Source organism: Actinomycetota bacterium (assembly GCA_030650795.1).
GTDB lineage: Bacteria > Actinomycetota > Actinomycetes > S36-B12 > S36-B12 > UBA11398.
On record JAUSDJ010000017.1, the window covers coordinates 415,034 to 442,013 of the forward strand.

The window sequence follows — 26,980 nt, forward strand, 5'->3', positions numbered from 1 at the left end:
CTGTGCGAGCGTCGCATCGTTTCACTTGATCACCGCTCATTGACAAGGTAGACCGTCTGGTCGAGCGTCTGGGCGGACGAAGAATCGGTGATGAGGAGCTCGACTTTGGACAGTGAATCGCGCTGCAATGCAGTCAGAGTCCCGTCCGCTGCTGGGGCGACAATGGTCGAGACTCCATTCACTGTCGTCCAATACTGGAAGTGCAATGACGGTAATTGATTGCCCTCAACTTGAACCAGCACTCGCGTATTGGCCGAACTTGCATAGGTCGGGACTCCGTTGGTGAGCACGGCGGCTCCCGATGCAAAGTCCGGTGTCCACACCTGGCTGGTGATGCCGCTCAAGGTATTCAGCAGACGGACCTTGTACGGGATTCGGTCTACTGGCCCCGTGCCGGAGTAGGTCGTGAATGTCATCGCTGTCGTGGTCGCCTCAGTGATCGCCTCTGGCGGTGTTGGCCCCTCGACGGGATTGTCGGCGTATCGCAGCAAGCGCGACATCCACTCCATTGCATTCTGCTGCTGAATCTGAGTTGCTGAACTCTGCTCAGCCACCTGGATCGTCTGGATGCCTCGAATGAACAGAGTCGTGACGATTGCCATGAGCAAACTGAAGATCCCCATGGCGACGATCAACTCAATCAAGGTGAATCCTGCGTCGTCAGCGGTAACTGTGCCGCGCAACCTATTCCTCATGCGGGCACCGGACAATTCGCACTCACCGTGGGATAGATCAGCAGCGGCGAGCTACTTGGAGTAGGGCTCGGGCTAGGGGTGGGACTTGGAGCGGGGGTTTGCGTTGCCTGACTTGCCGTGACGGAACCAGGGATCGGCCATTGGGCGCTGCAGGTTCCGGTCTCGGGGAGAACCTTGACGGCAACCTTGGTCGTGCTCCCGCTGACAGCAATTGACCACGTGCCAAAAGGCAGCCGGTTGCGCAGCACCATGCTGCTGCCAACGGTGCCGAGGGCGTAGCTTTCGGTGCATCCACCAGTACCGCCCAGGGCGTCGCTGTGCGTAGCGATGGCCGTGGTCCCCTGGGCCGCGACAATCTCGATCTTGGCACTGGCCAGAGTCGCGACCGAAGTCTGGCCGGCTTCAGTGTTGATCACACTGGCAGCTGTGGTCGCCGCATCTGAGCACCTACCCAGCCACGCGGTGTAGCCAGCTGGTCTTGGCCACAGCCCAGCGACCGTTATCGGATAACTCGGCACCTGCACAGGGGTGAGTCCAAGGGGGTCCGGCGTCAGCGTAAACGGCACATTGGGCGGAACGACAAACGCATCAGTATCGGTGTTGAACTCAATTGCAGCTGGCAGGTCATAGGCGAATGAATAGGGCGTATTGGCAAGGGATTGCACCTGCTTGACCACCACATTCGTGCCCGTGGCCTCAGTGATGTAGCCAGTCTTCGTGATCTGCACCCGCCACTGGGTGCTCGTGCCGACATTGGGAATGAAGACACAGCCGTCAGCGCCAGTAGCAAAGCTGAACGGGCTCGCCTGTCCAGTGAGATCGGTTCCGACAACTGTGACGCCAGCGACCGGTGTGCCCCGCGAATCAACGACTTCGGCCGTCACGGTTCCCGTGTCATTCACGGCTGGGATCGGATCCAGCGGATAGACCAGGGTGTCGCTTGTCTGGGGACTGTCGAGCTTGTCGCTCATCACCTCGACATGCACCCGGACGTAACTCTGCCCAGGCACCACCCCACTGCCCACATGGCAGGGGTTGGTCGTCTGGCCAATGCCAACCCAGTTGGCCGTGGTACTCACGGTGTATTGCCCTTGAGTCGTTGCGACCGTGCTCACATGCAGACCAAGAGGGATCGCATAGGCGCCATCGGCTCGAAGACTCTCAGCCTGACTACGGGCGATCGAGGCTGAAGCAACTCGATCCGCGTTGCCGCGAATTGTCTTCAATGCTCCAACCACCATCGTCAGGGATGCCCCAGCAACAATCAAGAAGATGACCATCGCGGCCATCACCTCAATGAGCGTGAAACCATCCTCCGCAGACGCGGATTTGGCCCGGTTTGTCTGCAGATTGATCACCGCCACCCTCTATTCGATCAATCCCACGTTCGAACGACTTATAGGGAGTTTCGGACAGATATTGCAGCAACGGTGTCGGGAGAAGATATGAATTCTGTTCACCGAAATAATTCCAGCCAACAGAGGCAGATTAGGCAGACTTGTCGCGACGTTCCTCTTCACGAGGAATGAGCGTGGGATGCACGTTGTCACGCACGACCTCGTCAGTGATGACCACCTTGCCGACGTCATCGCGGCTTGGCACGTCGTACATCACGTTAAGCAGAACTTCTTCAAGAATTGATCTCAATCCGCGAGCACCGGTGCCACGCAGCAATGCCTGATCGGCAATTTCCTGCAGAGCTCCATCGGTGAACTCGAGCTCGACATTGTCCAGATCGAACAGGCGTTGATACTGCTTGATGAGCGCATTGCGAGGCTCAGTGAGCACTGCGACGAGCGCATCGCGATCAAGTTTGCTTACAGCCGTGAACACAGGCAGACGGCCGATGAACTCAGGAATCATGCCGAACTTCAAGAGATCTTCGGGCATGACCTGGCTGAAGATGTCAAGGGGATTCGTATCGACCTCGGGGCGCTCACCATCAACGAGATCAAAGGTGAATCCCATGGCCTTCTTGCCAGTGCGCTGCTCGATGATGTGATCCAGCCCGGCAAAGGCTCCACCAACAATGAACAACACGTTTGTGGTGTCGATCTGAATGAACTCCTGATGAGGATGCTTACGACCACCCTGCGGTGGCACTGATGCTGTGGTGCCTTCAAGGATCTTCAACAGAGCCTGCTGCACGCCCTCACCTGAAACGTCTCGAGTGATCGATGGGTTCTCGCTCTTGCGAGCGACCTTGTCGATCTCGTCGATGTAGATGATGCCGGTCTCGGCCTTCTTCACATCAAAGTCAGCGGCCTGGATGAGTTTCAACAGGATGTTCTCAACATCCTCACCAACGTAGCCGGCTTCAGTCAATGCGGTGGCATCAGCAATGGCAAAGGGAACATTGAGCATGCGCGCAAGGGTCTGCGCGAGCAAGGTCTTGCCAGAACCCGTGGGACCCAGCAGCAAGATATTCGACTTCGCCAGTTCGATGGCATCGTCCTTGGCACCTTCGCCGCCAGCCTGCACTCGCTTGTAGTGGTTGTACACGGCAACTGCCAAGGCCTTCTTTGCAGTCTCCTGGCCGATCACATACTGATCGAGGAATTCAAAAATCTCACGAGGCTTGGGCAGTTCGCCCAGACCAAGTTCAAGACTCTCGCTGAACTCTTCTTCGATGATCTCGTTGCACAGATCGATGCACTCATCGCAGATGTAGACGCCGGGGCCAGCAATGAGCTTCTTGACCTGCTTCTGGCTCTTTCCACAGAAAGAACACTTCAGCAGATCACCGCTCTCGCCGATGCGCGCCACGCAAGTGCCCCTTTCAATGCCCCAAGGGGCTCTCCTACTGCAATTTGGCCGGGTGTGAAGCCCGACTAGGAATGACCGTACCTTCCCGGCGCCACAATTGCAGCCTCACGGCACGCCGAATCCGCCGTCAACACCATGCGTTTGCTTAGAGAAGTGGCCTGCCAGCGACTAGGCCTTGCGCGAAGCGATGACCTGATCGATGATCCCGTACTCCTTGGCGTCTGACGCGGTCAGAATCTTGTCGCGCTCGATGTCCTTGGCAACCTGCTCAGGGGTGCGGCCGGAATGCTTGGCGAGCATCCCTTCCATCTCAAGGCGCATCCGCAGTATCTCGTTGGCTTGGATCTCGATATCGGAACCCTGACCGCCACCTTCGGTGTAGGGCTGGTGGATCAGAACGCGAGCATGCGGGAGAGCGAAGCGCTTGCCAGGGGTTCCAGCTGCCAGCACCACAGCGGCAGCAGAAGCGGCCTGACCAAGGCAGACCGTCTGGATCTGCGGCTTGACGAACTGCATGGTGTCGTAGATCGCGGTCATCGCGGTGTATGAGCCACCGGGTGAGTTGATATAGATCTGAATATCACGATCAGGATCCATCGACTCAAGGCAGAGCAACTGCGCCATCACGTCATCAGCCGAAGCGTCGTCAATCTGCACGCCCAGGAAGATGATGCGCTCTTCGAACAGCTTGGTGTAGGGGTTGTGCGTGCGCTCGCCATTGGCGTGACGCTCGCGGAACTCCGGCAGAATGTAGCGACTCTGAGGACTCAAGCTGTTCACTTCTCTTCTCCCTTGGAGCTCTTCTTGGGTGCCGCATCTGGTGCATCAACTGGTCCGGCGTAGACGTGATCGATGAGTCCGTAGGCCTTCGCCTCTTCTGCATCAAACCAACGGTCGCGATCGGAGTCAGACTCGATCTGCTCAAGTGGCTGACCACTGTGCTCGGAAATCAGCTTGGCCAGACGCTTCTTGATAAAGAGCATCTGCTCAGCTTGAATCTTGATGTCACTTGCCGTACCACCGATGCCACCCAGCGGCTGGTGCATGAGGATGCGGGTGTTCGGGGTTGCGTAGCGCTTGCCAGTGGTACCTGCGCAGAGCAGGAATTGCCCCATCGAAGCCGCCAGGCCCATCGCGATGGTGGTCACGTCATTTGGGATCAATTGCATGGTGTCGTAGATGACCATGCCTGCAGTGACCGAACCACCCGGAGAGTTGATGTAGAGGGTGATGTCAGCATCCGGGTCTTCAGCCGCGAGCACCTGAAGCTGCTTGGCGATGCGGTTGGAGTTCTCATCGCGCACCTCGCCCTCGAGCCAAACGATGCGCTCGCGCAGGAGTCGCTCGTCAAGCATGTCACCGAAACCCGACGGGGCTCCGGCGGCCATGACCGGACCCGAACCAGCTAAGAATATTTGCGTCACGCGAACCTCCTGAAGAGAACTGCACTGACCCTAACCTGCAAGGACTCCGAGAACTTCCCAAGATGGCGCATGTTCGCCGCGAGCCAAAAGCGGCTTCCCGCATCCCGGACTTAAATGAATTTGCAGGCGTCGCCAAAAGGCAACACCCGCAAATCGATGGTCAGAATTTGAGCTGATTATGCGTGGTCATGTCCTTCGTGATCATGGCCTTCGTGATCATGACCTTCATGGTCTTCCTCAGTGGCGTCACCGATCGAGAAGTCCTCAAGGCCGGGGATCTCATTGAGTTCAGCTTCAAGCGCCTCAAGGTCAACGGCATTGCCATCGGCATCCACAATCGACACCTGCTTCATAGCAGCAGCGAGAGCCTTGCCGCGGCGAATGTCTTGAATTGCCATCGGCACCTGATCGGCTTCGACCAAAGCCTGGGCAAACTGCTCTGGCGCCATGCCGTAGCGAGGTGCGTTCTGCACCAACCACGATGACAACTCCGACTCGCCGACGGAGATCTCCTCAGACTCAGCGATCTTGTCGAGGATGAACTGACTCTTCAATGACTTGCGTGCCTGCTCTTCGACCTCGGCACGGTGGTTCTCATCACCCTCGTGTCCGTCATGGAAGTGATCTTCGACTTCAGCGGTAATGACGCCTTCCGGCAGCGGAATGTCTATGAGTTCAAGCAGCGCCTCATGCGTCTTCTCACGAGCCTCGCCAACCTGCTCGATCTTCTTCATGCGCACCAGACGCTCTGAATAATCCGCACGCAATTCAGCGACATTGTCGAACTCCGAGGCCAACTGAGCGAAGTCATCGTCGAGCTCAGGCAACTCTCGTTCGCGCACTGCCTGCACCTTGACGTGAACATCGAGATCGACGTTGGTCCAGTCGCCGTTCTGCGGGACGAAGGTGAACGTCACTTCACCATCCTTTGCAAGGCCCCGAACTGCGTCATCGAATCCCGGAAGCATGCCGTCGCTGCCAAGTTCATACGAGAGCGCATTGCCCACGAGGTCTTCGACGGAGTCGCCCTCCGGGGTCATGCCGGCGATGTCCACCAACAGCACGTCACCGTCTTCGGCGCCGCGCTCAACATCCTTGAGGGTGGCAAAGCGGGTGCGCAGCGAAGTCAGTTGCGCATCAACATCTTCATCGGTTGGAGTGGCATTGCCGACCTCAACCTTGACAGTGTCAAGGGCAGGCAGTTCAAACTCGGGGCGAACATCGACCTCTGCGGTGAATGCGATGTGCTCGCCATCCTTGACTTCAGTCACTTCAACATCTGGGCGCCCAACTGGCGTGATGTTGTTGCTGCGCAGAGCCTCGGTATATGCCTTGGGCACGTGGTTGTTCACCGCCTCATCAAGGACCGCGCCGCGGCCAAAGCGCTGCTCGATGACTCGCGCCGGAACCTTTCCCTTGCGGAAGCCAGGCACGCTGACCTGCTTGCCGATGGTGGCGTAGGCCTCGTCAAACGAGGGCTTGAGCTCGTCGAAGGGGACCTCAATGGTCAACTTGACTCGGGTGGGCGAGAGGGTCTCGACGTCGCTCTTCACAACAGTTCACTCCTGATTGGTGGGGCTACCAAATCCGAGCAAGGAACTCGGTTTGATGGTCGGGGCGACAGGACTCGAACCTGCGATTTCCTGCTCCCAAAGCAGGCGCGCTAGCCACTACGCTACGCCCCGCGTTGGCCGAGTGAGCAGTGTAGACGTACCGCTAGACTCCCGTTCGCACTGCCCGCGGGTGTAGCTCAATGGTAGAGCCCCAGCCTTCCAAGCTGGCCATGCCGGTTCGATCCCGGTCACCCGCTCCACCTATGAATATCGGGCAAGATCAGGCCTTCCTGCGTCTGGCTGGCTCGCTGTCGCACGTACTTGTGAATTTCTCAACTGCCCTGGCCCATGCTCCAAATCGTCCAGACACATGTGCGAAGTGTCCGCGGCTGACGAAGGGTGGTGACAACGGCTGCAGCCACGTCTTCGGGTTGTAGGTATTGTGCAAAGCGCGGGTCGTCGGGCACGCGCCCAGTTCCGACCGCGAACTCGGTGGCCGTGCCGGCCGGGCAGATGAGCGTGACGCGTACACCACTCTCGCGCAGCTCGCGATCCAGAGACCCAGCGAGTCCCACTTGTGCATGCTTGGTGGCTGCATAGACGGCCTCGTCCGGGCCGCCTCTGAAGCCGGCGACGCTGGAGACGATCACGACATCGCCGCCGCCGGCGGCAAGCATGGTGGGCAGGGCTGCCCGCACGGTCCATACGGTGCCCGTAAAATTTGTCTCCATCATCGTGGTGAGCTGCTCGTCACTTTGTTCAAGGATTCCCCCGTGCAGCCCGATGCCGGCGTTTGGCACGACGGAGTCCAAGCGGCCCCAGCGATCGACCGCTGTGTTGATCAGCCGTGCGTTGTCCAAGGGCGTACGCACGTCCATGGCTACCCCAACAGCGTTATCCGCGCCGAGCTCGGTCACGAGCGCCTCCAGACGCTCGGTGCGACGGCCACCGAGCGCGACGCGAGCACCCTCGGCAACTAATTGTCTGGCCGTCTCGCGTCCGATCCCGGATGTGGCACCCGTGATTGCGATGACCGTGCCTGCCAGATCTCGATTGAAACTCATCGAACCTCCCAGAGATTGCTAACTGCAGCATGGTGCGGCAACTGCCCGAAAGTGAAGGACTCGCTTGCCGGCATCGAGCATGTGCGCCGATGGCTAGCATCCAAGGATGGATCTGCATCTGCGCGACAAGGTCATCGTCATCACCGGCGGGACTGACGGCCTGGGCGCTGCACTCGCCAAGGGCTTGCTATCCGAGGGTGCCCGAGTGGCAATCTGCGGGCGCGATCGAGAACGACTCGCGCGAGCGCAGGGTGAACTTGGTGCGCAGCGCGATCGCCTGCTGGCTATCCCGGCCGATGTCACAGTGGCTGATGACATGGAGCGCCTCATTGGGACGGTGGCCGACCAGTGGCAGCGCATTGATGGACTGGTGAACAACGCTGGCGCGGCATCTGGCAACCGGGTTTCGGATCTTTCTGACGAAGAGTGGGCTGATGACTTCGACCTCAAGGTGGTCGCTGCTGCGCGCTTGATCCGGCTAGCCACCCCTCATCTGCGAAGTTCGGGCGGCGGTTCGATCATCAATGTGCTGGCTATCGCGGCTCGAGCGGCAGCGGCGAGTTCCCTGCCCTCAAGTGCTTCTCGAGCCGCAGGTCTTGCCTTGACCAAGGCAGCGTCCAAAGAACTAGGGGCAGACGGCATTCGCGTCAACGCCATTCTCATCGGCATCATCAAGTCCAACCAATGGGTTCGCCGGGCAAGTCAGACGGGAGCGCCAATCGATGAGTTGTACGCCGAAATGGCCAACCGCTCAGGCATTCCACTTGGACGAGTTGGCGAACTCGAAGAGTTCGCCGATCTGGGCGCCTACCTGCTCTCGGATCGCTCCTCCTATATAACTGGGTCGGCCCTGAATCTCGATGGCGGCATGAGCTCCGCTATCTGAGGGATGATTCCCCGGATTCTCACTCCCAGGCCATGAGCGATGAGCCAAGTGGCTGTGCGCCGCGCCCACATATCCGCCGAGGTAGTCGGCAAAGATCGCCTGTACCGGCATCAAATCTCGTCGCTTATCGGCAGAGCCGCATGACTCGCGAAGCGCGGTACGAACTGCGCATCCTGTCCAGAACACGGTCTACCCATGCGAGCCCACACGCGGGACCTTTGGGCGTTGCCACGCGGCGGATTTCGGTATAGAGAGGTGACATGGGTACTGGGTTCCTGCGTCTGGTCGTTCGTGGTCTGTCAGTGGGGGTCGCGCTGCTACTCCTCCTGCAGATCAGCTCCCTCGCATCCGGGGCGAGTGCCTCCACGCCTGAGTGGGACGTCAGTGGCACGTGGTCCTCGGCAGGCGGCGACCTGGTGATCTCGCAGTCCGCCGACGGCTCGCTGACCGGCAGATTCATCATGAAGCGGGGCTGCACCGACACCTACGGGGCGACGGGCCGGATCGACGGCAGTTCGATCAGCCTCAGCCTGGCGCGCGCCAGCGGACGGGGAGACGAGTATCCATGCGCTGGAACGCAGACCCTGAATGGCAGCGTGGGTCCGCGGGGTACGACGCTCATCCTGACTCTGGTGAACTTCGCGCAGACCTCACCCGCCTCGCCGTTTACCGGCCAGGCGACGAGTCTGCGCGCAGATGAGACCTTCAAGCAGTCCTTCTCGGTCCTCGTCAGTTGTGGCACCACCGGGAGTCAGATCTGCCCGAAGGTCTTTGTGGGAGTGGTGCGGCCTGGGTCCGGAAGGATCGCCGTCCTCTTCACGCTGGCTCAGCACTGCTCTGATGTCCGCCTCTACATCTCGGTCGATGGAGGGGTCGAGAGGGTCTCGCCCTTCTTGGGTTCGAGGCAGGCGACCCGGGACTATTCATTCCGCATAGGCGATGGCCCTCACCGCGTCCAAGTGCGCGCCGAAGGACGACGCGGCGGCTGCAACTACGGCCAACTCTCTATCTGGGGAGGCACCCTGCTCGCGCGTTCGCTGGCCTGACCGGGCAGGCGGGAATCGAACCAAGAAGTAGCCACGACCGATCCTTCGGCGTAGCGTTCCCCAGGGGTCCTGCCTTGGCCTAAGTTCGACAGAGCCTGGGAGGCCGCTTTGAAGCGTTACCGCGTCGTCGTAGTTCTCGCGGGGGTCACCATCGGGGCTCTTGCCTTGGCGCTCTCGAGCTCCGCCTCCTCGGTGGCATCGACGCCCGATCGGCTCGTGGCCAAGCCACGCGCGGCGGCCGTCGATCCGATCGTCCGCGAGTGGTCGTCGAAGTGGGAGCACGGCGTTGTCACCATCAACGTGACGGGGTCCGGTGGCAATTACGTCGGCAACGTCGTCCAGGACAATTCAGGCGCTAGTTGTAACAGTCCGGCAGGGAAATTGATTTGGACCATCCGCGGAAGTGCCCCGAACTACACGGGCACGGCCTCGGCACATCCGGGCTGCGCGAATCCGGCTGTGGCGGCCTTCTTCACCGTATCGACATACAACGGCGGACTATGGCTTGATGTGCGCGTCGGAACCAACAGCGAGAGCTTCGAAGGTGGGCCCGCGCCTGTCGCTACCGCGCCCGACCCGACTGCGCCCGACACCACACCGCCGACCGTAAGGCTTGACGCGGAATCAGGCATTATCCGGATCGGGGAGAAGTTCAGGGTGCGGTGGTCGGTCACTGACAACAGCAAGAAGGCGAAGGTGACGCTCACCCTCTATTCCGGCGGCGACGTCGTGGCCACCCAGACGAGTCGCGGGCTGGTCAAGGCGACCGGCCAGGTGCGTGAAGGCACCGCTGATGCTGGGTCTCGCTACCCGGGACCGTTCTATATCTGCGTGTCGGCCGTGGATGCCGCGGGCAACACGAGTGCGACGCCGGGGCCGAAGTGCGAGTGGCTGTCGGTCCAGGTGCCCGTGTCGAGGGTGTCCAACGGCTGCGGAGGCGCGCAGTGGGGACCGGGTGCTGAAGCCGTTCAAAACTGGCTGCTCGACACGCAGAAGTACAATAAGGAAACGGTTAACTTCCGTGCTGCGTGCAACCAGCACGACGCTGGCTACGCCGGTGTCACGGTGGCCGACCCCTTCCTGAAGCACGTGGTGGACTTCCGGACCTGGTCACGCGAACGGGTCGACAAGAAGCTCGAAAAGGACATGCAAACTCTGTGCCACAAGTACCTGGATGGGAACGTGAGCCCCAATGCGATATCGAGTTGCACGAAGGGCGTTTCGCAGGCGCTCCTGCCGGCGGCCGTAGTGGTGGGCGGGCCGCCAGGCGCCCTGGCCTACTACGAGGGCGTGCGGCAGTATGCCAAGGCCGCCTTTGACACGAACGTCGTGGCCCCCGGCACCCAGACAGACAACAACCCTTCGACATGGCCCCTGGGCGGCGGACGAGACAACACATAAGCGCCACCAATCCACCGTGGTCAACTAGGTCCTCACCACGCCCCGCCTCCCAATCGAGGATGGCTATGGCCTGGGCGTGGGTCCGCTCGGGGCTGCAGAAAGCGAAGCACCGGACCAATTCGGCGTCCTTGCAAGTGCCGTCGCCTGCGCCGCACTGAGCCATCGCGCATGGGAAATCGTAGTGATCTGCTTTGCATGGAGGTGACCCTGCGACGTTCCCTGTGTCGTGGGCTTGTCAAGTCACACATGCCCGATTTGTGTAGTGAACGATCGTTCACTACAATAGTTGCATGGCGCAACCAACTAACATCCTTCGAGAGCGCACCCGGGCCTTCGTAGCCGATGCCGTGCACGACTCCTCGAACTCTCAGGTGGCCTTCAACCTGATCGAGCTCATGAACATCGGCAAGAGATTCACCGCTAGGCAGCGCGAGCAGGCAACGGTCAACACGATGCTTGGAAAGCTCGCCAACGAAGGACCCATGCGTTCCGCCGACCTCGCTCAATTACTGATGCTCGACCCGTCCACCGTCAGTCGACACATCTGCTCGATGGCCGATGACGGCTTGGTCAACCGCACCCCCGACGCAAGCGACCGACGAGTGCAGTGGGTCGATATCTCGCAACCAGGGCGTGAGCACCTGCAAGCCGCAACACGCGCGCGCGTCGCCCTCTTTGAGCAGGTGATGGCGCTATGGCCTGAGTCCGAACGCATCGCCTTTGGCCACCTGCTCGAAAAATTCGTCCTTGACTTTGATCGAACCACCTCTGAAGCAGAGCAAGCATGAGCACGACTCACGACCAGGATCCTGGTCTGACTACTGATCCCGTTGCGACACTGATCGCCGAGGGCGCACCGTCTGAGGATCGGATCACTGGTCGGCGTCTCAAACTGATCATGGGTTCGCTCATGCTTACGATGTTCCTGGCAGCAATCGATCAGACCATCGTCTCGGTTGCGCTCCCTCGCATCACTAGCGATCTCAATGGATTGAGTTCGCTGTCGTGGGTGGTCACCGCTTACCTGCTCGCATCAACGGCTTCCACGCCTATCTGGGGCAAGATCTCTGATCTCTACGGCCGCAAGATCATGCTGCAAATCGCCATCGTGCTCTTCCTGCTGGCTTCATTTCTGGCTGGCGCATCTCAATCGATGGAATGGCTCATCTTCAGTCGCGGCCTGCAAGGTCTAGGTGGCGGCGGCATCATGGTCTTGGCTATGGCCAGCGTCGCCGACATCATTCCGCCACGCGAGCGCGGTCGCTACACGGGTTTGTTCACCTCAGTCTTCGCCTTCTCCAGCGTTGCAGGCCCACTGCTTGGCGGCTTCTTCGTTGAATCGCTGAACTGGCGCTGGATCTTCTACATCAACATTCCGTTCGGCATCGCTGCGTTCTTCATCATCGCGGCAGTGTTCAACGTGCCGAGCCAGAAAGTGCAGCACAAGATCGACTTCATCGGAGCTGCACTCATGGTTGCCGGCGTCAGCACATTGCTACTCATGGCGGAATGGGGCGGCAGCAAGTACGACTGGGGCTCCTCCACAATCTTGCTGATGGTCGCGGCAAGCGTCATCTTGCTCTCGGTGTTCGTCTGGCATGAACTTCGCGTTGAAGAGCCAATGGTGCCGATGTCGCTCTTCCGCAATCCGATCTTCGCTGTCTCCAGTTCCATTGGTTTCGTCGTCGGACTCGCGATGTTCGGTGCGATCATCTTCATGCCCGTCTTCATGCAGATCGTCCAAGGAGCAACGCCAACACAGGCTGGCTTGAAGATGGTGCCGATGATGGCCGGTATGGCCTCAGCTTCGATCACCGTCGGCCAGCTGACTTCTCGCCTTGGTCGTTACAAGATCTTCCCGATCTTCGGAACTGCGATGGCCTTCACCGGAATGTTGCTTCTGAGCAGGATTCAGACTGACACTCCCTATTCGTACCTGGCAGTGAGCTTGTTCATTCTCGGCGTTGGCATGGGTTCCACTATGCAGGTCCTCGTCCTTTCAGTGCAGAACTCGGTGCACGTCAAGGATGTTGGCGTTGCCACCAGCGGCAGTACCTTCTTCCGCTCGATCGGTGGAACCTTCGGAACTGCGGTCTTCGGCGCGGTCATGACCACCCAACTGACAAAGAACATCACCGAAGCCCTGCCAGCAGACAGCGCCAAGAACATCGATGTCTCACAGTTGACGATTGCCATTTCCAAGATCGAATCATTGCCCGACGCTCTTCACGGCATCGTGCTCAATGCCTACTCAAGCGCGATGGGGCACGTGTTCCTGGTTGCAGCTCCACTGCTGCTGATCGGTTTCGTGCTCACGCTCTTCCTCAAGGAAGTTCGTTTGTCACCTCTGGTTGGCAAGGAGCGAGAGTTCGAGCCACTGCCCATCGATTGACTTCAAGCCAATGCTGTGGCGAGCTGCCAAGGCGGCTTGTCACAGCATTGGCCAGACAGTGCAAGGATCCGCACGTGACTTCGGGTCCCCTGGTTGGTGTTGACGGCTACACCAAGGGATGGGTTGCGGCAGTTCTGGCTGATCATCACATCACCTGGCGCACATGTGGCATCCACGAACTACGTCCAACTGTGCGTGGCTGCAAGGTCGTGGCAATCGACATTCCACTCAAACTCGTCGCCAAAGGTTGGCGGGCCTGCGACCGTGAAACCAAGCAAGCCCTTGGCAAACACCAGTCGCGCGTGTTCATGATTCCTCCGCGACCCGTACTCGAACTTGGATTGCACACTCCCAATGCTGAAACGCAGTTGTTGAGCATCGAGTTGACTGGGGCGGGCGTGAGTCGTCAGGCCCTAGCACTCAGCGAGCGAATCCTGGCCGTCAATGAACTGCTGCCGGACAAGCGCTTTCACGAGGTACACCCCGAACTCGTCTTTGCAGCACTCGACGGAAACGTGGTGCCGCCATCGAAGAAGTCTGCGCGTGGGGTAGGGACTCGCATGCGAATTCTGGACCCTTGGCTCACCACTTTGGGAACGAGCAGTGCCCTGCTGATGAAGACGTGCCCAGCAGATGTGCCTGTCGATGACGCACTCGACGCACTCGCAGCACTTGCCGGAGCTCTGCGCATCGATCACGGCCTCGCTCAGCGATGGCCAGAGAAGGGTCGCGGCCCGACGATCTGGGCCTAATCGACGATTGGCCCCAGAGTTCGGGAGCGCTTGATCTCAACAAGGCCAGGCACCTGGGCCACCAGCACAAAGCCATCCCAGAGATGTCCGGCAGCTTCTCCGCGCGGGATTGGCGTGATGATCGGACCGAAGAATCCAACAGGGGTCCCGTCGAGGCCATCGATAGCAATGACAGGCGTGCCAACACCCGCACCCGACGTCGCCACTGCAGTTGCATGCGCTGCGCGCACGAGATGGTCGTACTGTGGATCATCGGCGGCCTCAGCCAGGCTTGCCTCCAATCCAAGCTCAGCAAGCGCTTCAGCGATAACGGCATCCATGTCCTTGCGCTTGTCTAGGTGGAAGCGGGTGCCCAGCGCCGAGAAAAGCGGAAAGACCACATCATCGCCGTGGAGCTCACGCGCTCGGCACAGCACGCGCGCAGGACGCCAAGTACGAGCGATGAGTTTCTTGTAGTCCTCCGAAACATCGTTGCGCTCATTGAGAACACCCAAGGACATGATGTTCCAGTTCACCGTGACGTCGCGAACCTTCTCGACCTCAACCATCCAGCGTGAAGTGATCCAGGCCCACGGGCACATCGGATCAATCCAGAATGTCGCCTGCATCAGTCACACTCCACCTTCGCTTGGCGTTCCTTTTTCAGTTCATAGAAGCCGGGGTTCGCGGCAAGAATCAACAAGCCATCCCAAAGGCGCCCCGCAGCCTCCCCGCGAGGAGTCGAAGTCAAGACTGGGCCGAAGTAGCCAACTCGTTCTCCGCCAGGCCCAGGGATTCCGATGATCGGGGTTCCCACGCCTTCGCCCCCCAGCAGCATCGCGGCCTCGTGGCTTGCTCGGACTGCTGCATCAAATTCTGGTGTTTCCGAAGCATCGGCTATCGAGGACGGCAAGCCGCATTCGGCAACGGCTTGGGCGATCACGTCTGAGACATTCTGATTTCCTTCAACATTCGTAAGGCGACCTATCGCAAACAGCAATTGGCGAGCTGCCTCTTCTCCAGAGTGAGCTCGGGCGGCTTCAACCGAACGCACCGACTTCCAAGCAGCAGAGTCTGAAGGGCCACCCTCAGCCTCTGCGCCTTCTTCGAGGATGGCCAGCGACATCACTCGCCAGCTGACGTCGATATCGCGAATGATCTGAACCTCCTCAAGCCATCGAGCAGTCACCCAGGCCCAGTCGCACGTTGGGTCGATCCAGAAGTCAACCGAAGTCGTCACCCTGCCACGCTAACCGACTCAATGAGGAGGGGTGACAGGATCGGCTCATGGCGAACAACGAGAACCTCACCCGTGCAGAAGCAGCCGACAGAGCTGTCCTGCTGAGCAGTCAGCGCTACGTCGTTGACCTGGATCTTTCAGGAGCCCAAGCGACCTTCCCAGTTGTCACGACCGTCACCTTTGGCTGCGCCACCCCGGGTACATCTACCTGGCTCGACCACATTGCCGATGTTCTGTCAGTCGAATTGAACGGCGAACAACTTGATGTGACAAAGGTCGTCAATGGCGCGCGCATCGAATTGCCCAAGCTGCTTGCTGAGAACAGCGCCACAATCACTGCGAATGCCACATATATGAATACCGGCGAAGGACTGCATCGCTTTGTGGATCCCGTAGACAACGAGACCTACCTGTACACCCAGTTCGAATCCGCAGATGCCCGGCGCATGTATGCCTGCTTCGAGCAGCCCGACCTCAAGGCCGAATTTGAATTGCGCGTCACTGCGCCATCGCATTGGCAGGTCGTGTCCAACAATCCGACCCCAACTTCAACAGTCGTTCGCGATGGCGTTGCCCGCTGGGAGTTCGAGCCGACACCGGTCATGTCCACGTACATCACCGCGCTTGTCGCAGGGCCCTACCACCGCGTTGACGATGTGTACGAAGGTGCGCATGGCACCTACCCACTCGGCGTCTACTGCCGCAATTCTCTCGCGCAGTACCTGGACGTCGATGACATCCTGCTGATCACCAAACAGGGTTTCGCATTCTTCGAAGAGCAGTTCAAGGTTCCGTATCCCTTCGCGAAGTACGACCAACTCTTCGTCCCTGAGTTCAATGCCGGTGCAATGGAGAACGCTGGATGTGTCACCTTCTTGGAAGATCTCATCTTTCGTTCGCGCGTGACTGATGCTTCATACGAACAGCGCGCCAACACCATCCTTCACGAGATGGCACACATGTGGTTCGGCGATCTTGTAACAATGACGTGGTGGGATGACCTCTGGCTCAATGAGTCCTTCGCCGAATGGGCTGCTCATTACGCGAACGTCAATGCCACCCGATACAGCGACGCTTGGACCACCTTCGCCAATCAGCGCAAGGCTTGGGCGTACCGCCAAGATCAACTTCCATCCACACACCCGATCGCCGCAGACATGGTCGATCTGAATTCAGTGCGCGTGAACTTTGATGGCATCACCTACGCCAAGGGTGCTTCCGCGCTGCGCCAACTCGTTGCCTGGGTTGGCGAGAAGGAGTTCCTCGACGGTCTCCACCAATACTTCGTCAAGCATGCATGGAAGAACACTCAACTTCCTGATCTGTTGGTCGAGTTGGAAGCAACTTCAGGACGCGACCTGTCCTCGTGGACTGACGAATGGCTGCGCACCAGTGGCGTGAACTTGCTACGACCCTTGGTAGCCGTTGATGCTGACGGCAAGTACACATCGGTCGTCGTCGAACAAGAACCGCCAAGCTCGCCTGCCGGGATCACGCCGATTCTGCGCTCACACCGACTCGGCATCGGGCTATATGACTTGACCGTCGGTCGCCTCGTTTTGCGCAAGCGACTCGAGGTCGACATCAGCGGAGCGAAGGCCGAAATCGCTGAATTGATTGGCGAGAAGCAGCCAGACTTGCTGCTGCTCAATGACGGTGACCTCACTTTCGCAAAGATTCGCCTGGATGAGCGTTCATGGGCAACAGCCGTTAATCATCTAGGCGACATGGACGATTCACTCGGACGCGCCGTCATCTGGGGAGCGGCTTGGGACATGACTCGCGATGCCGAAGTCTCAACTGGCGACTACCTTGCGCTTGTGCTCAGTGGAACTGCACGAGAGACAGACATCGGAGTTGTGCAGGGAGTCCTCCGCCAACTCAAGAGTGCAATCGATCAGTACGCATCCGTACAGAATCGCGATGCATACAACGACCGACTCGCGTCGGCCATGTTGGAACTGGCGCAGTCTGCCGAGGCCGGGAGCGACCATCAACTCGCATACACGCGGGCATTTGTGGGCGCAGCGCGAACGGATGCAGATCTTGCAGTGGTTGCTGCGCTTCTCGATGGCTCAACTTCATGGGTCGGGCTCGAAGTCGACACCGATCTGCGCTGGTTCCTGCTTCACCGCCTCGTCATCACCGGCAAGCTGAGCGAAGCAGCCATTGCTGCCGAATTGGCAACAGATGACACGGCAACAGGCCGTCGTCACGCCGCACTGGCCCGCGCTGCACGACCGGAACGCGCAGCCAAGGAAACCGCCTGGTCTGACTTGTTTGAGCGCACAGATCTTCCGAACGCAATTGTCGGTGCGACTCTGGCTGGCTTCGTGCAGCCGGATCAGCGAGAACTGCTTGCCGACTTCCGTCAGCGCTATTTCACGGAGATCGCACGCATCTGGCGCGATCGCACCCATGAAATTGCGCAAGAGCTCACCGTCGGCATGTACCCGTTCTTGCTTGCGGACGCCGAGACCTTGAAGCTTACCGATGATCTTCTGTCAGGTCCGGAGGCTGCAGATCTCAGTACGGCAGGTCGACGCCTGGTCAGCGAGGGGCGAGATGGCGTCGAACGCTCCATCCGCACCCAAGCTCGCGATGCCTAAGTCAGCAGGAAATTGAGGAAGTTTCTCACCGTTGGGGTTTGGGAGAAGAGATCCTCGAGCAGCACTGGAGTGCCGTTCGCATCGGTCATCGGCACCCGCCAGTTCGGATACTCCTGATCAGTGCCGGGCTGGTTCTGGGCCCTGCGGTCGCCAATGACATCAGGAAGAGCAACACCCAACAGTCGAGCAGGTGAAGCTGCAAGAGCTCGATGCAGTGCGATCGCCATCGCATCTAGCCCAGCATCGGTGCTCAAGTCAGCATCCGCCGCAAGCCAGCCTTGCTCGCGCAGATGATTGGCCCACGCTTCGCGGTTGGCGCCAGAGTCAGCACGCTCAGCTTCAAAAGATTGCGAGAGCAGTTTGAGCTCGTGCCGAATCCGCACATGCTCATCCCGCAGGAATCCAGCCGTTGGCGGGAGATCGTGCACGGTGACAGAGGCGAGCACTTCTCGGCGCCAATCAGTTGGGAGCTTGATCGCGCCGGAATCCCACTCCTCAAACCAGAGAATGCTCGTGCCAAGGATTCCGCGCTCGCGGAGCAGCTCTTGCACCCAAGGTTCCACGGTTCCGAGGTCTTCACCGATCACCAACACCTCTGCGCGATGTGCCTCCAACAAGAGAATGCCAATCATCGCCTCGTGATCCAGGGTCACGAAAGTGCCCTTGTCAGCAGCCATCCCGGCCGGAACCCACCACAAGCGGAACAGACCCAGCACGTGATCGATGCGCAAGCCTCCTGCGTGACGCATCACGGTGCGCAGCATGTCGCGGTACGGAACGTAGGCGGCTTTCGCCAAGGCTTCGGGCTGCCATGGCGGCTGATGCCAGTTTTGACCAAGCTGGTTGTACATGTCAGGTGGAGCACCCACCCCCATGCCTTGCGCCAGAACATGGCGCAAAGACCAGGCGTCAGCACCTTCGGGATGCACCCCTACGGCCAGATCGTGGATGATCCCGATTGCCATGCCGGAGGACTTGCTTGCGGCCTGGGTGAGTTGCAGTTGCTCATTGAGCATCCACTGCAGCCACATATGGAACTGCACATCCATTGAGTACTTCGCCAGGAAGATCCTTACTGCTGGCGAACGCACATCGGCGTACTCAGCAGGCCATTGCGCTGGCTTATTACCGTAAACATCGCAGAGAGTTGACCACAGGGCGAAGTCGACAAGGCCTTGGCCTTCCTTCAGGCAATACTCAGCGAACTGTGCCGCGCGCTGCCTGGACAAGCCAGCCTCGAAGATGCGCTTCAAGGCATCGCGTTTGGCTGTCCACACTGCGTCGCGATCAAGAAATTCTGTTGATCTATTTGTTGCCTGAAGAGTCTCTGCGGATTGCTTGATGCGCTTGCGATCCTTGCGTCGCAGCTCGTGAACTTCAGGAATGTCTGCAATGCGCAAGTACATCGGATTGGCGAATCGGCGCGTGACTGGCAGATAGGGCGAGGGCGCCATCGGACCCGAAGGGGCTGCGGCATGGAGTGGATTGATCAGAAGAAAGCCCGCTCCAAATTCATGTGAACTCCATGCTGCCAATTGCCCCGCATCGTGCAGATCTCCAAGGCCCCAAGATTGAGTTGAACGAGTCGCATAGAGCTGGGTCATGAAACCCCACTGGCGATCACCTGCAATCGCTTCGGGCTCCAAGCGCGCCGGCGTCATAGCCAAAGTCGTAGTTGCCTGGAAATCACCCGAGAGCGCATGCACCGTGTAGTAGCCGATCGGCAGATCGCCAGGCACAGCAAAACTTGCCTCACCCATGAGTCCGCCATCGACTTCGAGAGGCTCGACCCAGAAGTCCATCTGTGCCAAATCAGTGCGTTCCCCAGACTCCCCCACGACCCACGCCTGCGCAGGGGATCCGTCAGGCACGTGCATCCAGATCCGTCGTGCCTGCCCTTGAATTCCTACGACGAAGTCCGGAAGCATTCGACGCCAATTGCGCAACTGCAGCTCAACAAGCGACTTCTCGATCAACTCCGGTGTCGATACTTCGTGGCCGAGGGAGGCGATGACCGCAATCAACGTCTCTTCCTGCACGGAAATCTGATTGCCAGCCTGATCCCAATACTCAGTGGCGACCCCGCAGGCAGCGGCCAACTCGACAAGCCCTAGGAGTCGCGGGGTATGAGTCATGCGCACCTCACCAAATAGCCGGTCGTCGAGTCGTCCATGGTTGAGCAGATTCGAGTTGTGCAGCCAGCGAGATCAAGGTGTATTCGTCGTAGATGCGGCCAACGAGCTGCACGCCAACCGGCAAACCTGCCGCCGTCCAATGCAGAGGCAGGTTGATGGCTGGTTGCCCTGTCAGGTTGAACGGTGCGGTGAATGGTGTGAACTGGCTCTGCGCCGCGAAATCGGCAGCAGGATCAGAGTCATTGCGCATCGAGCCAATCTCGGGCGGCAGTTGGGCAAGACCTGGCGTCAAGATCACGTCGTAGGCGCTCGTCCGCTGCATCGCTTTGCGCGCCAATGTTCGAAGCGCTGAGATCGCTACCGTGAGCTCCGGGCCGGTGACTTGATTTCCCTCCGCCCGAAGCCATCGGGTCAGCGGCGTGACTTCTTCCTCCTGAGCCGCATCGAGAGGGATTGCGGCGGCAAGGCAACTCCAGACCATCGCGAAGCATGCGAAGAGTTCCGCTCCGAACGGCATCTCAATTTCCTCGACTTCATGGCCAAGTTCAGCAAGTAGGACGCTTGCGGATTCATATGCATTCAAGCAGTCGGTGCCAACAGTTGTCGGTACGAGGATTGGGGTGGCAAACCGGGCGACGCGCAAGCTTCTCGGTTGATGCTTACTGGCCAGCAGAAACGAATCGCCGGCTGCCAAGGCTGGCGCGGGCGAGCGATCACCAGCGAACGATCCACAAAGAGCGTCCAACACAGCTGCCGCATCAGCAACTGTGCGAGCAAGCGGACCGTGGACACCAAGTTCGCCCAGGCTCTCGCCTGATGGCCCCACTGAAACTCGCCCGCGGCTGGGCTTGATGCCAACGAGGCCACAGCAACTTGCCGGGATTCGAATTGAGCCACCACCATCGGAACCAACGGCAGCTGCCGCCAAGCCGGACGCAACTGCCGCAGCAGCTCCGCCACTCGAACCCCCAGCCGATCGCTGCAAATCCCACGGAGTTCTCGCGGGAGGGCTGACCTCTGATTCGGTGTAGGCAGGCAGCCCAAATTCCGAAGTATTCGTCTTGCCAGTAAAGACGAAGCCGGCTTCTCGCATGCGTATCACTGGGTAGTCATCAGCATCAGGAACAAAGTCAATAGCTCGGGATCCCAAACGACAGCGCACGCCGGCCCACGAATGCAAATCCTTGGGTGGGATTACGACTCCGTGCAAAGGTGAGAAGTCCACTCCACCGACTTCAGCGTCGGCACGGACAGCGTGTTTGCGCGCCAATTCGGGAGTGCGAATTGCAAAGGCCCCTACCGTCGCATCGAGTTGCTCGGCTCTAGCGAGATAGTGCTCAGTCAACTCAAGCGAAGACACCTCGCGGCGTGCGATCGCCTGCCCCTGCTCCAGAGCTGTGAGGTCATGCAACTGCGCCACAGGAGCACCCTATGGTGGTTCCGTGACCAAGCCGACCTATCCGATTGCCCCACGCTCCGACGTAGCGGACACCTACCACGGCACAGTCGTTCCTGATCCATATCGCTGGCTTGAAGACCCGCAAGATCCCTCAACGCTGGCTTGGCTGGAAGCACAGGCGCTGCTCATGCATGAGGAGCGCGAAGGCTGGCAGATGCGCGACAAGTTCGCTGAGCGCATGGAAGCACTACTTGGTGCAGGCACCATCTCGCCTCCGTACTACCGAGGCAATCGCACCTTCTTTCTGCGCCGATTGCCCGGCGAGCAATTTGCCTCGCTGCTGGTGACCGAGAACGACGTCGAGCGCACTCTTATTGATCCCATGGCGCTTGATCCCAATGGCTTGACCACCCTCGACAACTGGCAGCCCACAAAAGAGGGCGATCGCATCGCGTATCAAATCTCTGAAGGCGGAACAGAAGAATCAGTTCTGTACGTGATGGATGTTGTAACTGGCGAGATACTCGACGGACCACTTGATCGCTGCCGGTTCTCACCCATCGCCTGGCTTGTCGGCGGCGAGGCCTTCTACTACGTACGACGCATCGCACCTGAACTCCTGCCACAGTCTGAGCAGAACTTCCATCGTCGGGTCTATCTGCATCGCGTTGGTTCCAAAGAAGATGTGCTCGTATTCGGTGCCGGCATGAACAAGACCAACTACTACGGAGTGCATGTCAGTCGCGATGGTCGTTGGCTTGAGATCACGGCTTCCGAAGGAACCGAGCCGCGCAATGACCTGTGGGTTGCTGACCTCAGCGAGTGCTCGCCTGAACAACCTGCATTCACTCTTGTTCAAGGAGATGTTGATGCGCAGTCGTCAATTTCATTTGGACGTGATGGCCGCGTGTACGTAAGCACCGACCTCGATGCGCCGCGAGCCCGCCTTGCACTCGTTGATCCGCAGGACTGGACGACCTGGGCTGATTTGATCCCAGAGGATCCGGATGCAGTGTTTGATTCATTCGCCCTGCTCGATGGAGACGAGCTTGAATTCCCAATGCTGCTGATCGCCAAGACCAGACATGGCGTTGGCGAACTCACGCTGCATCGAGCCGACGATGGAGCCTTCATCGAGCAAGTGACGCTGCCTGGTGCTGGCACGACAAGCGGACCGATCGAACATATTGACGGTGGCCCAGTCATCTGGTTTGTCTACACCGATCAAGTCACCGTGCCACACGTGTATCAATTCGATGGGCGCACCCGCGAAGTCACGCTCTTTGCTTCTCCCCCTGGTGCAGTCGAAGTCCCCACTGTGCACTCGTCGCTCGTCACTTATCAATCACCTGACGGCGCCACCGTGCGTATGTTCATCATCGCGCCGACACAAAGCCCCGACAAACCGCGACCAACAGTGCTGTACGGCTATGGCGGTTTCGGCATTCCCATGACTCCTGGCTACTCCGCCGCAACCCTCGCCTGGGTCGAAGCCGGAGGGGTGTGGGCAGTTGCCTGCTTGCGCGGAGGCAGCGAAGAGGGCGAGGAATGGCATCGCGATGGCATGCTCGATCGCAAGCAGAATGTGTACGACGATTTCCACGCAGCGGCTCGCTACCTCGCATCCGAAGGCTGGACCACGCCTGAGCAACTTGCTGTCTATGGCGGTTCAAACGGTGGGCTACTTGTGGGCGCAGCGATCACTCAAGAGCCAACTCTGTTCACTGCCGTGGTGTGCGTGGCTCCGTTGCTCGACATGATTCGCTACGTCGAATCTGAACTCGGTCCAACTTGGACTGTCGAATATGGCGATCCGGACGATCCTGAGCAGTTCAAGTGGCTGCACAGCTATTCGCCGTATCACCATGTCAAAGATGGCACCGACTATCCGGCAGCCATGATTGCGGTGTTCGACAACGACACGCGGACTGATCCCATGCATGGTCGCAAGATGGCTGCCGCCTTGCAAGCGGCTACTTCCGGTGACCGTCCGATCTTGCTGCGCGCTGAAGGCGATGTCGGTCACGGAGCTCGCTCGATGAGCAAGTCGGTGCAGGAATCCGCGGAGACCTTGGCCTTCATGGCGAGGTGGACAGGCATGCAGGGCTGATCATGGATTCCTTCTCGCTGAACGCCGCCCAGCAGTCCACTTGGGAGACCGTGTGGAACACCATCGCCAATTGGCATTGGGACATCCCGTTGAAGCTGCTCATCATCGTCGTGAGCGCGGTCATTGCTCAGCTGGTGATCACGCGGGCGATCCGCAAGGTCGTGAACAGCATGGTGTCGAGGTCTCGCGCTCCTCGACCAAGCGACTTGAGATCCCTGGACAGCACTTCCGAGCTGACGAACATCGTCATGACCCAGCGCACAGAACAGCGTTCGCAGGCCATGGGTGCCTTGCTTCGCAGCATTGCGATCATTTCAATCTGGACCATCGCATTCATGACCATGCTGACAACGGTCGGCATCAACATCGGTCCGCTGCTGGCAAGTGCGGGCGTGCTCGGTGTCATTCTCGGGTTCGGCGCTCAACAACTCGTTGCCGACTACCTCGCCGGTATCTCAATGATCTTCGAGGATCAACTCGGAGTTGGCGATGTCGTCAACGTCGGCACGGTGACGGGCACTGTTGAGGATGTCGCACTGCGATGCACGCGCATTCGCGACTTCGATGGAACGGTTTGGTATATCCGAAATGGCCAGATGACCTTCGTCGCCAATCAGTCCAAGGGGTGGACGATTGCTCGCATCGACTTTCCGCTGTCCTACGACGCTGATCTCGAACAGGTCCGTGCCGTGATCGATAAGGAAGGCCAGCGGATGAGCAAGGATTCCCAGTACGACCGAATCCTGCTCGATGCGCCCACCTATGCAGGAGTTGAGATTGTTCGCGGGGATGCAGTGGTCATCCGCATCATCGCCAAAACTGCGCCTGAGCAGCAGTTCATTGCAACTCGTGTTCTTCGACAGGCAATGAAGCAAGCCCTCGATGCGGCCGGCATCAAGATGCCGGTGCAGACGGTGCGCTTCGCGCAAGATCCGCACGATGGGACAATGGGCCGGTGACTTCAGAGCCAACGCCATATGAGCTATTCGGAGGAGCGGAGTTCTTTCGCAGCCTCGTCCACTCCTTCTACCTCAAGGTGGCAAGCGACGATGTCCTGAGACCGATGTACCCCGAAGGCCATCTTGGTGAAGCAGAGGATCGCCTTCGACTGTTTCTTGAGCAGTACTGGGGCGGACCAAAGACCTACGGCGAATTGCGCGGGCACCCTCGACTCCGAATGCGGCATGCAGATTTCCAAATTGCCTCAACAGCGCGCGATCGCTGGCTTGTGCACATGCACGCTGCCCTTGAGGAGCAGGACATTCCATTCGAATTGGGCCAGGAGTTGTGGGAGTACCTCGCATCGGCGGCGTTCGCGATGCAGAACATCGACGACGATCTTCCGCCAGCTCAAGCCAACACCCCGAGCTAAACAACGTTAGGAAGCTGGCTGCTCCAGAGCTGCTTCGAGAATCGCACGGACGTCTTCCGCAATTTCGCAAGAGGCGCCGCCCGAAGTGGCGACCATCGTGCTCTTGGCTTCGAGTGAGACTCGACCCTGCTCGTCATAGAGCACGTAGTTGATGTCGTAGGACTTGGTGCCAATGCGCGAAACCCAGGCATCAATCGGCACAAGCTCTGAGCCATGAAGAAGTGAGACCTTGTAGTTGATCTCCATCTTGGCAACGACCTGACCAAAGGACGCAGCACGCTCCTTCATCAGCGCATTCTTGAGATTGACCCGCGCTTCCTGGATGAACTCGCTGTAGTTCACGTTGTTCACGTGTCCTTGTCCATCCAGATCGCTGATCCGTCGCTGCATCATGAGCCGTACGACTGTCATGTTTATCCTCGTGTCAGTTTGCGGTAGGTAGCGCGATGCGGACGAGCTGCGTCTGCTCCCAGTCGCTCGACCTTATTTGCCTCGTATGACTCAAAGTTGCCTTCGAACCAAAACCATTCGGAATCGCCCTCATAGGCCAGAATGTGCGTCGCTATCCGGTCAAGGAACCAGCGATCATGCGAGGTGATCACAGCGCAACCGGGGAACTCCAGCAAAGCATTTTCGAGGGATCCGAGGGTCTCAACGTCGAGGTCATTGGTCGGCTCGTCGAGCAGCAGCAGATTGCCACCCATCTTCAAAGTCAGCGCCAGGTTCAGCCGATTTCGCTCGCCACCAGAAAGCACCTTGGCTGACTTCTGCTGATCGGGGCCCTTGAAGCCGAACACCGACACGTATGCCCGCGAGGGCATCTCAACATTGCCAACCTTGATCCAGTCCAGGCCATCAGAGACGAGCTCCCAGACATTCTTTGTTGGGTCCAGCCCGGAACGGTTCTGGTCAACATAGGAAAGCTTGACCGTCTCGCCGATTTTCAATTCACCCGATGTTGGCTGCGCATCGACATCGCCTTCGCTAGTTGCGGCATCAACAATCATCTTGAACAAGGTGGTCTTGCCAACACCATTGGGACCGATGACACCGACGATGCCGTTGCGCGGCAGAGTGAAGCTGAGATTGTCAATCAGGAGGCGATCGCCGAACGCCTTGGTCAGGCCGTCGGCTTCGACCACAACTGAACCCAAACGCGGGCCTGGCGGGATCTGGATCTCCTCCATGTCGAGCTTGCGAGCCTTATCGGCTTCTGCCGCCATCTCCTCGTATCGATCAAGGCGTGCACGGCTCTTGGTCTGGCGAGCCTTCGCATTGGATCGGACCCACTGGAGTTCGTCGGTCAGACGCTTTTGCAGTTTGACGTCCTTTTGGCCCTCAACTTTCAAGCGAGCAGCCTTGGTCTCCAAGTAGGTGGAGTAGTTGCCCTCGTAAGGGAAAGCGCGACCGCGATCGAGTTCAAGAATCCACTCAGCCACGTTGTCCAGGAAGTACCTATCGTGGGTGATGGCGATGACGGTGCCGGGGTACTTCTCCAGATGCTGTTCGAGCCACTGGACACTCTCAGCATCGAGGTGGTTGGTCGGCTCATCGAGCAGCAGCAGATCAGGCTGACGCAGTAGCAATTGGCAGAGAGCAACGCGACGCTTCTCACCACCGGAGAGCACAGCGATCTCGGAGTCACTTGGCGGGCACCGCAGGGCATCCATCGCCTGCTCCAGTTGGGCATCCAGATCCCAAGCGTTCTTGTGATCGATCGCCTCCTGCAATTTGCCCATCTCCGTGAGCAGGACGTCGTAGTCAGCATCGGGAGCGCCCAGTTCAACCGAGATCTCATTGAACCGATCAACCATCGCCTTGATCTCAGAGACACCGTCCTGAACGTTTTCAAGCACATTCTTGGTCTCATCGAGCTTCGGCTCCTGCTGGAGGAAGCCAACGGTGAAGCCCTCCATGAGCATCGCCTCACCGTTGGAGACGTCGTCGAGCCCGGCCATGATCTTCAGCAAGCTCGACTTTCCAGCGCCATTCGGGCCGACCACGCCGATCTTGGCTCCGGGGAGAAACGAAAGAGTCACATTGTCGAGAACGACCTTGTCGCCATGGGCTTTACGGGCCTTACTGAGGGTATAAATGAACTCGGCCATAGTGCGCGAGCCTAACGGCCGCGGCCTATGGCCGAGTTCGAGGGCAGAT

The 26,980-nt window shown here is 59.0% G+C and carries 23 protein-coding genes and 2 tRNA genes; 11 read left to right on the top strand and 14 right to left on the bottom strand.

Annotation, left to right across the window (positions count from 1 at the left end):
* Nucleotides 1–29 precede the first annotated feature (29 nt).
* The 7 genes from Q7L55_05830 to Q7L55_05860 all read right to left on the bottom strand — a co-directional run bounded on the left by Q7L55_05830 (nt 30) and on the right by Q7L55_05860 (nt 6,570).
* A complete protein-coding gene (locus tag Q7L55_05830) occupies nt 30–695 on the bottom strand; it encodes a prepilin-type N-terminal cleavage/methylation domain-containing protein (protein ID MDO8732078.1) in 666 nt (221 codons plus the stop codon).
* On the bottom strand, nt 692–2,053 hold the full coding sequence (locus Q7L55_05835) for a type II secretion system protein (protein MDO8732079.1): 1,362 nt from the start codon (nt 2,051–2,053) through the stop codon (nt 692–694). Before Q7L55_05835 ends, Q7L55_05830 begins: the two co-directional genes overlap by 4 nt.
* Before the next feature lie 130 nt (nt 2,054–2,183).
* Nucleotides 2,184–3,461, bottom strand: a complete 1,278-nt coding sequence (clpX, locus tag Q7L55_05840; GenBank protein MDO8732080.1) for an ATP-dependent Clp protease ATP-binding subunit ClpX — start codon at nt 3,459–3,461, stop codon at nt 2,184–2,186.
* 168 nt (nt 3,462–3,629) lie between these two features.
* Nucleotides 3,630–4,232, bottom strand: a complete 603-nt coding sequence (locus Q7L55_05845; protein MDO8732081.1) for an ATP-dependent Clp protease proteolytic subunit — start codon at nt 4,230–4,232, stop codon at nt 3,630–3,632.
* Between the two features lie 5 nt (nt 4,233–4,237).
* Complete coding sequence (locus tag Q7L55_05850) at nt 4,238–4,849, bottom strand: ATP-dependent Clp protease proteolytic subunit (GenBank protein ID MDO8732082.1); 612 nt, start codon at nt 4,847–4,849, stop codon at nt 4,238–4,240.
* A gap of 212 nt (nt 4,850–5,061) precedes the next feature.
* A complete protein-coding gene (gene tig, locus Q7L55_05855) occupies nt 5,062–6,438 on the bottom strand; it encodes a trigger factor (GenBank protein ID MDO8732083.1) in 1,377 nt (458 codons plus the stop codon).
* A gap of 56 nt (nt 6,439–6,494) precedes the next feature.
* A tRNA-Pro gene (locus Q7L55_05860) sits at nt 6,495–6,570 on the bottom strand.
* 54 nt (nt 6,571–6,624) lie between these two features.
* Between Q7L55_05860 and Q7L55_05865 the strand changes: the two genes are divergently transcribed.
* Nucleotides 6,625–6,698, top strand: a tRNA-Gly gene (locus Q7L55_05865).
* A 72-nt stretch (nt 6,699–6,770) separates the two neighbouring features.
* On the opposite strand, the gene Q7L55_05870 is transcribed toward Q7L55_05865, so the two are convergent.
* Nucleotides 6,771–7,502 carry an SDR family oxidoreductase gene (locus Q7L55_05870; GenBank protein ID MDO8732084.1) on the bottom strand — a complete coding sequence of 244 codons (732 nt, stop codon included), beginning with the start codon at nt 7,500–7,502 and terminating at the stop codon, nt 6,771–6,773.
* Between the two features lie 106 nt (nt 7,503–7,608).
* Here Q7L55_05870 and Q7L55_05875 point away from each other — a divergent pair, with 106 nt between their 5' ends.
* The 6 genes from Q7L55_05875 to Q7L55_05900 all read left to right on the top strand — a co-directional run bounded on the left by Q7L55_05875 (nt 7,609) and on the right by Q7L55_05900 (nt 13,979).
* Nucleotides 7,609–8,388, top strand: coding sequence for an SDR family oxidoreductase (locus Q7L55_05875; protein MDO8732085.1), 780 nt, complete (start codon nt 7,609–7,611; stop codon nt 8,386–8,388).
* A gap of 260 nt (nt 8,389–8,648) precedes the next feature.
* The gene (locus Q7L55_05880) at nt 8,649–9,434 is read left to right on the top strand and encodes a hypothetical protein (GenBank protein ID MDO8732086.1); all 786 of its coding nucleotides are present in this window, start codon (nt 8,649–8,651) and stop codon (nt 9,432–9,434) included.
* Between the two features lie 108 nt (nt 9,435–9,542).
* On the top strand, nt 9,543–10,835 hold the full coding sequence (locus Q7L55_05885) for a hypothetical protein (protein MDO8732087.1): 1,293 nt from the start codon (nt 9,543–9,545) through the stop codon (nt 10,833–10,835).
* Between the two features lie 290 nt (nt 10,836–11,125).
* Nucleotides 11,126–11,623 carry a MarR family transcriptional regulator gene (locus tag Q7L55_05890; protein MDO8732088.1) on the top strand — a complete coding sequence of 166 codons (498 nt, stop codon included), beginning with the start codon at nt 11,126–11,128 and terminating at the stop codon, nt 11,621–11,623.
* Nucleotides 11,620–13,227 (top strand): MDR family MFS transporter, encoded by a 1,608-nt coding sequence (locus Q7L55_05895; protein MDO8732089.1) that lies wholly within the window; start codon nt 11,620–11,622, stop codon nt 13,225–13,227. Before Q7L55_05890 ends, Q7L55_05895 begins: the two co-directional genes overlap by 4 nt.
* Nucleotides 13,228–13,301: 74 nt before the next feature.
* On the top strand, nt 13,302–13,979 hold the full coding sequence (locus Q7L55_05900; protein ID MDO8732090.1) for a DUF429 domain-containing protein: 678 nt from the start codon (nt 13,302–13,304) through the stop codon (nt 13,977–13,979).
* Here Q7L55_05900 and Q7L55_05905 read toward each other — a convergent pair.
* Together Q7L55_05905 and Q7L55_05910 are read right to left on the bottom strand one after the other, a co-directional pair.
* Entirely contained in the window at nt 13,976–14,587 is a 612-nt protein-coding gene (locus tag Q7L55_05905) for a DsbA family protein (protein MDO8732091.1), read from the bottom strand. The two genes, Q7L55_05900 and Q7L55_05905, sit on opposite strands and share 4 nt — an antisense overlap.
* Nucleotides 14,587–15,198 (bottom strand): disulfide bond formation protein DsbA, encoded by a 612-nt coding sequence (locus tag Q7L55_05910; GenBank protein ID MDO8732092.1) that lies wholly within the window; start codon nt 15,196–15,198, stop codon nt 14,587–14,589. The genes Q7L55_05905 and Q7L55_05910 overlap by 1 nt, the downstream gene beginning before the upstream one ends.
* A 47-nt stretch (nt 15,199–15,245) precedes the next feature.
* Between Q7L55_05910 and pepN the strand changes: the two genes are divergently transcribed.
* A complete protein-coding gene (pepN, locus tag Q7L55_05915; protein MDO8732093.1) occupies nt 15,246–17,807 on the top strand; it encodes an aminopeptidase N in 2,562 nt (853 codons plus the stop codon).
* Here pepN and malQ read toward each other — a convergent pair.
* Nucleotides 17,804–19,942: a 4-alpha-glucanotransferase gene (gene malQ / locus Q7L55_05920; GenBank protein MDO8732094.1), complete on the bottom strand. Its 2,139-nt coding sequence runs from the start codon at nt 19,940–19,942 to the stop codon at nt 17,804–17,806. The two genes, pepN and malQ, sit on opposite strands and share 4 nt — an antisense overlap.
* Nucleotides 19,943–19,949: 7 nt before the next feature.
* A complete protein-coding gene (locus Q7L55_05925; protein ID MDO8732095.1) occupies nt 19,950–21,362 on the bottom strand; it encodes an amidase in 1,413 nt (470 codons plus the stop codon).
* A gap of 22 nt (nt 21,363–21,384) precedes the next feature.
* On the opposite strand from Q7L55_05925, the gene Q7L55_05930 reads away from it, so the two are divergent.
* The 3 genes from Q7L55_05930 to Q7L55_05940 are packed head-to-tail and all read left to right on the top strand — an operon-like array spanning nt 21,385 to nt 24,823.
* Nucleotides 21,385–23,451 carry a prolyl oligopeptidase family serine peptidase gene (locus Q7L55_05930; GenBank protein MDO8732096.1) on the top strand — a complete coding sequence of 689 codons (2,067 nt, stop codon included), beginning with the start codon at nt 21,385–21,387 and terminating at the stop codon, nt 23,449–23,451.
* A gap of 2 nt (nt 23,452–23,453) precedes the next feature.
* Nucleotides 23,454–24,410 carry a mechanosensitive ion channel family protein gene (locus Q7L55_05935; GenBank protein MDO8732097.1) on the top strand — a complete coding sequence of 319 codons (957 nt, stop codon included), beginning with the start codon at nt 23,454–23,456 and terminating at the stop codon, nt 24,408–24,410.
* Entirely contained in the window at nt 24,407–24,823 is a 417-nt protein-coding gene (locus tag Q7L55_05940) for a globin (protein ID MDO8732098.1), read from the top strand. The genes Q7L55_05935 and Q7L55_05940 overlap by 4 nt, the downstream gene beginning before the upstream one ends.
* Before the next feature lie 6 nt (nt 24,824–24,829).
* On the opposite strand, the gene Q7L55_05945 is transcribed toward Q7L55_05940, so the two are convergent.
* Nucleotides 24,830–25,234, bottom strand: coding sequence for an acyl-CoA thioesterase (locus tag Q7L55_05945; protein MDO8732099.1), 405 nt, complete (start codon nt 25,232–25,234; stop codon nt 24,830–24,832).
* A gap of 2 nt (nt 25,235–25,236) precedes the next feature.
* Nucleotides 25,237–26,931 (bottom strand): energy-dependent translational throttle protein EttA, encoded by a 1,695-nt coding sequence (ettA, locus tag Q7L55_05950; protein MDO8732100.1) that lies wholly within the window; start codon nt 26,929–26,931, stop codon nt 25,237–25,239.
* Nucleotides 26,932–26,980 lie beyond the last annotated feature (49 nt).